The sequence below is a fragment of the Tumidithrix elongata BACA0141 genome, from assembly GCF_036349135.1.
GTDB lineage: Bacteria > Cyanobacteriota > Cyanobacteriia > Pseudanabaenales > Pseudanabaenaceae > Tumidithrix > Tumidithrix elongata.
The window spans coordinates 1-11,071 of record NZ_JAZBJZ010000148.1; the positions used below are offsets into that span (position 1 = coordinate 1).

10 protein-coding genes, 1 tRNA gene and 3 pseudogenes are annotated in these 11,071 nt (G+C 43.7%); 4 read left to right on the forward strand and 10 right to left on the reverse strand.

The genetic code is table 11. The features are described from left to right. Nucleotides 1-50: 50 nt before the first annotated feature. Nucleotides 51-533, reverse strand: a pseudogene (locus V2H45_RS23015) (DNA phosphorothioation system sulfurtransferase DndC); the annotation flags it as partial. Between the two features lie 283 nt (nucleotides 534-816). Here V2H45_RS23015 and V2H45_RS23020 point away from each other — a divergent pair. Together V2H45_RS23020 and V2H45_RS23025 are read left to right on the forward strand one after the other, a co-directional pair. Beyond that, nucleotides 817-1,140, forward strand: a pseudogene (locus tag V2H45_RS23020) (element excision factor XisI family protein); the annotation flags it as partial. 225 nt (nucleotides 1,141-1,365) lie between these two features. After that, entirely contained in the window at nucleotides 1,366-1,590 is a 225-nt protein-coding gene (locus V2H45_RS23025) for a helix-turn-helix domain-containing protein (protein WP_330486032.1), read from the forward strand. 99 nt (nucleotides 1,591-1,689) lie between these two features. On the opposite strand, the gene V2H45_RS23030 is transcribed toward V2H45_RS23025, so the two are convergent. The 9 genes and pseudogenes from V2H45_RS23030 to V2H45_RS23070 form a co-directional block, all read right to left on the reverse strand. Continuing rightward, nucleotides 1,690-2,658, reverse strand: coding sequence for an HNH endonuclease (locus V2H45_RS23030; protein WP_330486033.1), 969 nt, complete (start codon nucleotides 2,656-2,658; stop codon nucleotides 1,690-1,692). Then, nucleotides 2,655-3,113, reverse strand: a complete 459-nt coding sequence (locus V2H45_RS23035) for a DNA phosphorothioation-associated protein 4 (RefSeq protein WP_330486034.1) — start codon at nucleotides 3,111-3,113, stop codon at nucleotides 2,655-2,657. The genes V2H45_RS23030 and V2H45_RS23035 overlap by 4 nt, the downstream gene beginning before the upstream one ends. Beyond that, a complete protein-coding gene (locus tag V2H45_RS23040; protein WP_330486035.1) occupies nucleotides 3,114-3,359 on the reverse strand; it encodes a hypothetical protein in 246 nt (81 codons plus the stop codon). A 35-nt stretch (nucleotides 3,360-3,394) separates the two neighbouring features. Beyond that, nucleotides 3,395-3,811, reverse strand: coding sequence for a hypothetical protein (locus tag V2H45_RS23045; RefSeq protein ID WP_330486036.1), 417 nt, complete (start codon nucleotides 3,809-3,811; stop codon nucleotides 3,395-3,397). 20 nt (nucleotides 3,812-3,831) lie between these two features. Beyond that, a pseudogene (locus V2H45_RS23050) lies at nucleotides 3,832-4,224 on the reverse strand (DUF1016 N-terminal domain-containing protein); the annotation flags it as partial. Nucleotides 4,225-4,265: 41 nt separating this feature from the next. Next, nucleotides 4,266-6,344: an AAA family ATPase gene (locus V2H45_RS23055; RefSeq protein WP_330486038.1), complete on the reverse strand. Its 2,079-nt coding sequence runs from the start codon at nucleotides 6,342-6,344 to the stop codon at nucleotides 4,266-4,268. Beyond that, nucleotides 6,341-6,514: a hypothetical protein gene (locus tag V2H45_RS23060; RefSeq protein ID WP_330486039.1), complete on the reverse strand. Its 174-nt coding sequence runs from the start codon at nucleotides 6,512-6,514 to the stop codon at nucleotides 6,341-6,343. The genes V2H45_RS23055 and V2H45_RS23060 overlap by 4 nt, the downstream gene beginning before the upstream one ends. A 51-nt stretch (nucleotides 6,515-6,565) precedes the next feature. After that, on the reverse strand, nucleotides 6,566-7,966 hold the full coding sequence (locus V2H45_RS23065; protein ID WP_408648879.1) for a DNA phosphorothioation system restriction enzyme: 1,401 nt from the start codon (nucleotides 7,964-7,966) through the stop codon (nucleotides 6,566-6,568). 1,390 nt (nucleotides 7,967-9,356) lie between these two features. Next, a tRNA-Ser gene (locus V2H45_RS23070) sits at nucleotides 9,357-9,422 on the reverse strand. Between the two features lie 81 nt (nucleotides 9,423-9,503). Between V2H45_RS23070 and V2H45_RS23075 the strand changes: the two genes are divergently transcribed. Both V2H45_RS23075 and V2H45_RS23080 read left to right on the forward strand, forming a co-directional pair. Continuing rightward, nucleotides 9,504-10,616, forward strand: a complete 1,113-nt coding sequence (locus V2H45_RS23075; protein WP_330486041.1) for a tyrosine-type recombinase/integrase — start codon at nucleotides 9,504-9,506, stop codon at nucleotides 10,614-10,616. Nucleotides 10,617-10,685: 69 nt separating this feature from the next. Then, a partial coding sequence (locus tag V2H45_RS23080; RefSeq protein WP_330486042.1) for a LexA family protein occupies nucleotides 10,686-11,071 on the forward strand: 386 nt, incomplete at its 3' end.

Below are 11,071 nucleotides of genomic sequence, written 5' to 3' on the forward strand. Positions count from 1 at the left end.
TTCATTTAGCTCACCTTCTATAGGGTAGCCCTATTTCCGCCCTGCTGTACTAGTACGATGATCACTTCACCTTTGGCACGAACGATGTTTTGCACAAATTGGTTAGATGGTTTGATTTTGAGTCGTTCGGTACACCAGCGAAAGCCGTTACGGGGTGCGGGGTAGCCTTTACCAATGAGGTTGACCCAGAAGGTGTCTTTGACATCAGGAAAGAGTAAGTGGGACTCGATGGGCAACCCTTGCTCGATCGCAGCGGTTTGCATATTCGCGATCGAGCGCTTTACCCATGTAGCAACGATCGGGTTTTCGACGCGGGTATCGGTGGTGATGACGTAGACCTGTTTGGTGCGTTGTTCGGTGGGTAATTGCTGGAGGGCTTGCCAAACGAGTTGTAGGGTGGTGGTGGAGTCTTTGCCGCCCGAATAGCCAATAATCCAAGGAATTTCGTCATGACAGTACAACTGCTGGATCTCAGTTATCAGTGCCTGAATATCTTCGATTAACTGGGGTGTAGTGCGTTGGGGATCGGTCATGGTTGTAAATTTGCCTTGCTTTGGGAATTTCCCTATTACTGTTGTAGTCCAAGTGGACGACAAATGGCAAGATTAAAGGTATGTGGCTTAGTTAGGCGATGTTTATAAACTCATTAAAAGTCTCATAACAGCTAAGATCCCCGACTTTTTCTGCGAATTCAAAGAAAGTCTGTAACAGTTATAGAAAAAGTCGGGGATCTCAATCTCGGCGTTTTGAGTCTTTTTGTGCGTCCATATTTAATAGCTAGTACATGAGGCGATCGTGAAATGGATAAAGTAAGCAAGCAAATATCGAGAGTACGTTCAGAACTTGCTGTCTCGATATGTGAGAGATGATGGATCAAATGAGGAAGTTGAGGTACAACTGATTTTTGATACGGAAAGAGATCATTATCAGTGGCTCAATATTGGCTGGCAAGAGCTAAATCGCGTCTATCGATGCGTTATGCATTTTGATATTAAGGACGGCAAAATCTGGCTACAACAGAATTTAACTGACCAAAACCCTGCGGAAGAGTTAATCGCGATGGGTGTGGAAAGGCAAGATATTGTGTTGGGTCTGCAACCGCTATATAAGCGCCCATATACAGACTATGGAGTTGCTTAAAATAGCGTCGAGTCTTGCGTTAGCTCTCATAGTTTTATTTGCCATGTTTTAGGTAGGTTAAAAGAGCAAACCGAGCTACAGGAAATTTAACGACGGTAATTCTGTAGACCAAATGGACGACAGGCGAACAGAGGGGAACCATATGGACTACAAAATTCTGCACCCTTGTAGTCCATATGGTCACATTTCTTTACATGCTAAACATCCTCTGACACGATCAAAGGCATGGGTAAAGCAGGTAAAGCACTTGGGCTAGTTCTGGAAAGATATAGCATTAGTCAAACAAATCTGGCTAATGCTCTAGGAGTTGGTCGTTCAAATATTTATCGTTGGACTAATGAAGTTAGAGATCCTAACTCTGAGACAGTCCTGCGTATTGTTGAAGCATTAGAGAAAATTAATCCCAATGCCGCAAAAGAATTCAAAAGTCTGTATATGGGCAATCAGTAAGGATCGTGAACTAAATTACCTGCAATTCTAATGGTGTAGAGTCATTATTTTAGAATGCCCATTATTTCTAAAGAACAGCACCTTAATAAATCCACAATCCTAAGTTAGAAAAAGTTGCTCGCCATGATTAAAAACATTTTCTCGATGCCAACGCAAAGCGTCAATTCTAGGAAAGTAGCTCTGTTGTGCTGGTAATGCAATGTGCTGACCATGAAAATCTCTCATAGTCCTTGCGTGAGGTGATTCTTCTCTTAAGTCCTCAGAGACAATAATCTTGTAGTCATCATCAACGGTAAACCAGCCACGGTCAAAAGCCCAGTGATGATTTTTGCAAAGAGAAAGACCATTATCAAAGCGATCGTCACGAAATTGAGAGAATGGTTTGATATGCGCTCCGTCAACGATGTGTTGATTTAGAGAATTGAGAATCTGTAACTCACAAAACGCGCATCGAAATTCATAAGCAGAAACTACTATTTTACGAAATGCCGCATCTCGAACAATCAATTTAGATTCGTCTTCTATTTCATCAGCAGAATAGACAATGCCACCTTGTTCTCTTAAGCGATCTTGAAACTCCTGAAAGGAATTGATTTGAAAAAGTTGTGCGATTTGTGATGTTTTATCGGAGAACCAAGTGTTTGCGAGCACATCAATCAAGCTGCTTCTTGAGGATGGATCTTGGATTAACTCAAAAAGTTCATCATCGAAGTAGGCATACTGTACAGCATCTCTCAATCCACTGAGGGTTTTGATTTTGACTTTTGAGTTGATTACAGGTTCAAATTCTACTTTTGCTTTTAGATGCCAAAATCCATCACCCTGAAGATGAAAGAATGGCTGGGCAATATCTGAACGATGAGATTCTGAACCCAAGTGACTCCAATACTTGAGAAATGTGGCGATTAATTCTGGTGATAAAAATATGCGATTTTGAGTGATTACTTCCTGTTGGATTAGAGCGATCGCAGATAGGATGAGTATGGGCTTATGAGGGGCAATTCCACGCACACGGTCTACTCGCAGCTTGGCAAATTTTTTGGAATAGAAAAGTAGATCTTTGTTCATAAAAATCTACTCAAATCAAAATCTTCTAGAGATTCTCTATTCTTTTCAGCTAGCAACATCAGCAGAATTGTATCGGTATAGTCAACACTTCCTTGCAATTCGCTTTGCAAAGCTTCAAGTCCTCCATTGGCATACTCCTCAAAGATTTGAACGCGAATGTTGCTAGATTCTTCGTCAAGAGCAAGACTTTTCGGATCTTTTGTATCTGCGATCGCAATTAAATTGATCGCAGGTTCATAGCCTCTCGCTAAAAACTGATCTTGTGGAATTGGATCGGGTTCCTTTCTTGATGTTTTACCAAGAGGTATCTTTTTGCCACGCTTTAGCCCAAGGACTGCGGCAAACGTCATGACATCAGCATAAGTTTGGAAGGGCGCAGTAGGATTTTCCGCTGCCCTTAAGGAGCGAACTAATTCTGCTTTATCTTCGGCAATATAAACTCTACGAATACTCATTTACCAAGACCAAGCCATTACTTTGCAATATTTTCTAAAAATTTCTTGCGAAATCGGATCTGGGTCTTTTTTTGAGAATTCACTAAAAGGCTCTCTGCGATCGCGTTTTGCACCCAACGATGCGGCAAACACCAACACCTCAGCATAAGTCTGAAACGGCTTCGTCGTATCATCCACCCCATCAGCTTTTAAAGACTTGACCAAATCAGCCTTATCCTTCGCGATTTTAACCCTTGCATCAGCCATCGTGATTTACTCCTTAAATACCATTTAACAGCGTCTTAAGCACAAACAATCGATTCTTGAGTTGTAACATTATTGACCCCATTTAATTGGTGATTAGCCTGCTGAGCGTGCTTCTCATCTACCCCTATCATTAGTCCTGCCATAATCAATATGCGATCGGATTGATGGCGGGTATGCAAAACTAAAAGCGATCGCGGTTCCACAGGGAAAACTTGCCACCATGCCAGTAACTCTCTATGCATTGCTGCTAGATCGATCAAAAGCTCTTGAGGAACATTCGGCGCACACCAGTCAATTGCCAAAGCTGCCTCACGTAGAGAAAGTTTAGTTAACTCATCATAAGTAGGTGAAATTGCATAACGTGAGATATTAGAAAGCGTTGAGGCAATATTCCCCAACTGTTGCTGCCAGCCTAATGTTTTAAAACTTTCATAAAAACTTTGACGTTCCATTACACGACCTCCAAAATATTCCGAAGATAAAACTCACGCTCTAAATCGTCTTTGCATCTCTCCATAATCGCCAAATTATGCGACCAACCAATTTCTGCCACCATTGGTGACAGTTTTGTATTGAGATGATAGGTCAAGTAAAAATCCCGCATTCGCCATATGTTACGCGCCGAAAAACCGCTTACCCCTTGAAACTCAGCTTGTAAGTCTTTGGCTAGTTGTTCTACAACTGACTTGCCCCAAGTTTCTCCTTGCTGGCGAGTCACAATCATCTTGCCAATATCCCAATAGAGCATAACTAGTTCCCGATTGACTGCCCTTAAAGCCTCATATTGAGCAGCCCGAATCCGTTGCTTTACTGCAACCAACAACTCTGTATAGGTCTCAGACAAATTTACGCGATCGCCTGTCATCTCTCTATCCCTTAAAAGTTTTTAGAATCAGAGCAAGTGTGTTAACCATGACTGACCTCCACAACTTCGGTATATTCGTATTCATAGGCACTCTCTCGCACTAACGGATAGCTCGTACCATACAAAACGATTTCATCCGTTTGAGGATCGGGTTTATTCGAGTTGAAGACAAATACATACTCTTTCCCAATCCGCGCAGTCATTTCCTCTGCAACTTCTATGCGCCACTGGGTTTTTGTCACCATCACCACAAGCTGATTTGCCAATCTAGGAATTAATCGTGCCACTTGCCTGCGATAGATTTCGTCTAGGCTACCAAATGGCGAGTCCATTACAATTGGGAACGTACTGCTATCTGGCCCCATCACCAACCCTGTCTTGCTCCATTCCCTCACGCAATCAATAATGCTACCAATAAAAGACAAACTGAGGATTTGATTTTCACCCGTGGAAGCACCCGACTGAACTTCTTGACCAGCAACAGTCTCAACTAGACTCAATTCATACTTTTCGCTCAACCTTGGCGTTAGTGCCTTGAAAGAGATCTGGCTAAAGATTTGATCGATGCGAGCTTCCAATTGTTTGCGAAAGAGTTCGTTACGATTTGCTTTTAAATCAATCAGTAAATCTATAGCCTCTTGGGCAGCATTAATGCGTTTTTGAGCTAGCTTTTGCTTACCTTCATTTTGTTTGCTGTTTTTAATTTGCTTGCTCAAATTTTCGATTTGCAACCGATAGTCAGTAATTTTTTGCTGCTTTGCGCCTTTTTCTAGATTTAAGTCTTCAACCTTGCGATCGACCTGATCGATGCGTGTTTGCATCTGGCGAATATCCTCAATCGGGCTATGGCGTAACTGATCGCGAATAGCTTCCAACTCTAGCTCAAGGCGAGAAATGTTGCTTTTGAGATGATTGATATTTGCTTGCTTGGTGTCAATGCCTTGCCAAAAATCTGTTGCTTGTTTTTCAACCTCATCGACAAAGCCCTCAAGCTTTAAAGTGGCAGTTTCCACATCTGCCAAGCCAGCCTTGTCTAACCAGGTTTTCACCTGTTCGTAATTGGGTGAGCCTTCATGGAGTTCTGCACCACAAATACAGCGTTGCCGTTCTAGCAGGTCGAGTACAAAGGTTTGCTTAATATCCGCAGGGAGTTCGCCACGTTCGTGTAACCCCCCCACCAGTTCTCGAAAATCAGCGATCGCATTCGGCAGAAACACACTATAGCCTTGAGTGGAAATCGCCTGCTTGAGTTCGTTTTTTACTCGACGGAGATTATCCCGATTGTCGCGTTCTTGCGCTTCGAGCGCTTCTCGCCGCTTTTGAATTTCTTCTACACCGCCCAACTCTGCCAAGCGTTGGCTACAGTCTCGCCTTAGCTGAGCTTGGCACTCGACTTCGCGATCGATTTCCTCCAGTCGCGCCTCTAGTGCGGTGATGTCTCGATCTATTTGCTGCTTTTGAGAAATTAAGGTCTTGGTTTGAGCATCACCCACACTTTTGAGTTCTTCTTCTAGGGATTTTTTGGCTTCTTTAAGATGCTTGATCGCATTGTCTAAAACCTGCACGCCCAAAAGCTTTTTCGTCGCTTCCGCAATCTCATTGCGATTATCCGATCGCACAATTTGTTCGATGCGCTCTCCATCAAAGAAAAAGTATTGATGCAAGCTCTTGGGCAAGATGCCATTAATTACTGCCTCAGGCATTTGCTTGTGAGGAGTCCAGCGTCCGTCATCCCCTGAAACCAATAGCAGTAATTCACTTTTGCTGTAGTCAATGATTCTCTCTTCGCTAATGTTGCGTTTATAGGCGCGGCACTGTCGCTTGACTCTATAGCGCTTGCTATCATGCTCAAATAAGACTTCCGCCCAACATTCAACAGCTTGATTCGGTTGGGATTCGGCGATCGCTTGACGATTGACTAATTGCTCGGGGTCACCAAAAGCCGCCGTGAATTTTTCGTATAGCACCCATGTAAAGCCATTCAACAGTGAAGTTTTGCCTGTGCCATTGTTGCCGTGCATGACTGTGATGTTGCGATCGTCAGATCTTGCCAACACAATCTCAGGCGTTTGTTGATAAAAACAGCGAAAGTTAAACAGCTTGATGGAGATCAGCTTCATTGCACAGCTTCCTTGACAATTTTGAGAATATCTTCATTGATCCGACCTAGCTCGTTTTTGTCGAGACGATCTTTCTCGATCGTCAAGACGTTGCGAATAATTTGTTGAACTGCGGGTGAAGCCCGATCAATCGGCTCATGTATATTGCTCAGGTTGGGAACTTTGGTCATCGATTCTACTTTATATATATTCGTTTACACTAGCGACTGCGATCGCTATGCTTACAAATCTAGCAATCCATAGCGTTTTTGCAAGTCTACTAGCTTTAGTCTAGCCTCTCCACAGTTGTCTGCTAAATTAGCAAACTCCACAAAGCGCTGTAACTCTTTTCTCAGTAAATTACGTTCGACATCCATACTGTCCCTACCTAGATCGGGTGGTAAAACGATCGTGTCAAACAAAGTCGCACGGGTTTTATTGGGATGTGCACGCAAAATTCGTCCGCGTCGCTGAATAAATTGGCGAGGATTTGTACTACTTGCCAACATAATTGCAGTTTGAATCGCGGGAATATCCACACCCTCATCTAAACAACGAATCGCTACAAGTCCCTGTAAATCTCCAGTTTCAAACAAAAGCCTTAAATTCTCCCGCTCTTCTAAAGATGTCTCTGCTGTATAAGTATTGACTCGATATCCCAAGTCTGAGCCTAATAATTGCGCCACCGCATTTAATTGGCTGGTACTGGTCTCTGTAACCTCATCCTCAACTGAGCCATCACCACAATAGATCAGCGTATGCGTTGTCTCAAGGCGTTGTTGCATCAGTTCCCTTAATGCGGTCAACTTATTAGCAGCAGACCCTAATAGCCTTGCCCGTTGCATCAGTAAAGCCGCGATGATTTCGCTGTCACCCTCCAATGCGATCGCCTTGCCAATTTTCTTCGTCAACTCAGCATATTTCTCAGTCTCAGATTCCGTTAGTTCTACCAAGATCGGATAGTAAAGGTAATGTACCAATGCCCCTGCTCTAATTGCGTCCGCAAGGGTAAACTCGGGCTGAATCACTGCACCAAAATAATCAAACAGAGCTTCTGTTCCTAGCTCGTCAAAATAACGCTCTGGTGTAGCAGATAGCGCTAATCTCAAGCCCACATTGCGCGGCAAACTTTCTGCTAGCCTTTTTGAGCCTAAGTTATGCGCTTCATCTCCCACAATTAAGGTTTTATCGGGTAAGTAGCGAAGCTGCGACTGCAATCCCTGTCCAATTAACGTGGTATTTGTCGCGATCATTGTCAGGAATTTCTGATGCCCCGATCGCACGTTGTAAAGTTGCGTGGACAATCGGGCTTGCCAGTTATGCACTTTTTCAAATGCAAGGATTGGCTCTAGCCCAAATTTTTGACATTCTCTTTCCCATTGGATCACTAAATGCCTGTAAGGACAGACGATCAATAGAACCTGCAAACCAATTTTTTGATGTAGTTCAGTCGCGATCGCCAATGCTGTAATGGTCTTCCCGCTACCTGTTGCCATCTTGAGCGTGCCGCGCCCATGATTCTCAAACCAGTTTGCGATCGCTTGTTTCTGATAATCCCGCAAACTTAAGGTGTCTGGTAGTATTGGTATCCCTCGTTCGGGATTGCTGACGATGGGGATGTAGCATTGTTCTGCTTCTCCCACAACGGAATTTTTCCTCGGAATTGACTCAATCGGTGGATTGTTAGGACGCAAACGCAGAAGCGATCGCTTGGCTGCTTCAGGAAAGTCAAGAATATCTAGGGAAGGTGTGCGATTTTCCCATAACCGTAGAAAGTTCTCTTGCTTGCTCAGTGCGCGTTCCCTGACACCCTTCTCCCACGAGCAGAATACATCAATACACTCAAAGTTATCCATTAAAGCACTCGAACTCTCATTTGCCGATCCAGTAAATGCCACAAGATTTCCCTCACGATCGGAGAAAAGTCCTAGCTTCTCATGATAAATGCCTCTATGACTGCGGATGTCCTTACAGATAGCAAGCTTGATTTCTAGCAAACCTTTGCTCAATAGCCAAGCAAGGCAAGCGAGGCGATCTTTGACAACTTCTTCAAACTCCTGTTCTAACTCTCTTAACAGACTCTGGGTAACGATCTCTTCTCGCTGACTTAGTCCTTGAGCGATCGCTGCCGCATCTTCTTGAGATAAACAGGGAGATGACACTAAGCGCATTTTGCCCCCAGAGTGAAGCAATGCTGTTAAACCTTTTGCCACTGTTGCCATGGAGGTACTAGAAAAAAATCCCACTGCTCGACAGTAGAGAAAGGAATTCTCCAGACAAGGAATATAGAAATCTTGAATAAGATCGCAGTTGTCACTACGATACTCATTTTTGAGTTTTAGATTGCTCAGAGCCAATTTTCGAGCCTCCTATCTGTTACTTTTTCCCCTGCACTCTATTTACTGTTTGAGCCGTTTAAATACCACTATAGCGATCCTAAACGAGTTGTCATTAATTTGTAGCGCAGGCATCTTGCCTGAACAGGCTGGAAGCCCGTTCTAGGTTCATAAACAATTAAGGATCGCTATAGATTGTGATTAATTGCAGTCTAGGTAATAAGTCTGACCACGACAATTTCTTTTCAGCTAACCGAGAGAGCGCTAGGAGGAAAGTATCAACTAAGGAGAGATATTTGGTTAATGTTTTGTTTAAAGGGGATAGACAGCTAGCGATTAGGTTTACACGCCATTTAAGGTAAAAGTACCCAGATAGAGACGGTGACTGGATTATCGAGAAAGTTATAGGTGACTTTGAGAGAGACAGGAGATGAGATGGCATCAATATTATTTGCGATCTGCTTTCTGGTAACAATGACAAGTGTGTTTGTTCTTGGTTACTATGCCGCTAAAAATCCTAATGAAGTGACTAGGATTGTAAATCTGTTTAGGGACGTAACTTACACACAGAAAAGAGTAGTAGCATTAAACCCTTAGATAGTCCAGATTGAGCAGAGCTAATAGGGCTGATGAATGGTCACAGAAACGCAGCTACGAACATGATAAATAGGCTTTTACAGGAATATCCTACCTAGTAAGCGGGTGAAGAGATTCGAACTCTCGACATTCTCCTTGGAAAGGAGACTTATATTGGTATATCCACACAAACTCTAGTCCTGCAAGCCCTTTGTCTAGGTATTTTTTGGGTAAACTTGGGTAAGTTATAGCCAAGTTTGGGTAGCAAATGGGTAGACAGAAAGGGACGGTTGCGATCGAATCTGATAAGGGCTGGTTACGGTTGCGATGGCGCGTAGCTGGCAAGCGCTATGCATACGCCCTTGGACTTCCCGATAACAAAACTAACCGAAAAATTGCCGAAGCTAGAGCTAACCAGATTTATCTGGACGTTCTGAGTGGAAATTTTGACGGTACGCTTGTGAAATACAAGCCCACTGGACAAACTGAGCTAGAACCAGAAAAGCCCAAAACTGACAGCCCGACGATTGCCGACTTGTTCGATCGCTTTGTTGCCCATAAAGCTAAAGAAATCGACCCTCGTACTCTAAGACGCTACCACACGATTACAAGGCAACTTAAGGAATTTTTTAGAGATCGCATCGTAACTGAACTCAATGCATCAAGTGCTGAGGAGTTTCAACAATTCTTAATTGCTGATGGCAATGCTGAAACTGTGCGGCGCAAAATTCAATTACTCAAAGCTTGCTGGCAATGGCACGAGTTAGATGCCGCCATCTGGGAAAGCCTACCCAAACTTCGTACTCCACCGCAGGAAGCTCCCAAACCTTTCACAAAAGAGGAAGTAGCACTGATTCTTGGAGGGTTTAAGCGCGATCGCTACTACAGTCATTACTACCCATACGTGAAATTTTTGCTGGGAACAGGTGTAAGAATTGGCGAAGCCCAAGGACTGACTTGGGGCAGAATCTCTGATGACTGTACCGTTGTCGAGGTATTCGAGACATGGACAGATCGGCAGCGCAAGCCTCCTAAAAATAATAAGAGCAGACAGTTTCGCGTAAGTCAGGAAACTGCGGAATTGTTACGAAGTATTCGCCCTAACGATCCAAGCCCAGATAGTTTTGTATTTCTCACCCTTGAAGGTCATCCAATAAACGAGCATAATTTTCGCGGACGAGCATGGAAGGAAATACTGGATAAAGTAGATGTACCCTACCGTAAGCCTTACAACTGCCGTGCAACTTTTACCTCTCACTGCTTGATGTCAGGCATGAACCCGTTGCTCGTAGCACAACTAACAGGGCACGATGTAGCTGTGCTGTTCGAGCATTACGCTGCATACATTGGTAGTAGCCCAGAAATTCCCGATTTATTTTAAAACAATTGCCAGAGGCTCAGCCTTGTGGTTTTATAGATATCTGTACAAGTTTCAAAAAAATAGCTAAATATGCAGGTTGTAGCTATCTATAAACCAGATTATTCGAGCAAAATGCGACTGCCTCTCTATACTTGTCGCATTTCTGCGGGTTCTCCCTCCCCCGCAGATGACTACATCGAGGACATTCTCGATCTAAATGACCTGATCGCACATCCTGATGAAACTTTCATTCTGCGAGTGGCTGGTGACTCCATGATCGGTGTGGGGATTTTTGACAACGACCTGTTGTTGGTAGATCGAATCATCGAACCTGTGGATGATTCGATCGTGGTTGCATCGATTGATGGCGAACTGACCGTGAAACGACTCAGGCAAGAAAAAAATCGCGTGACCTTGTTACCTTTAGTTTGGACTAATCGGCAGCAAGGCAAGAGCAACAGAAAGGCACGAGAAAA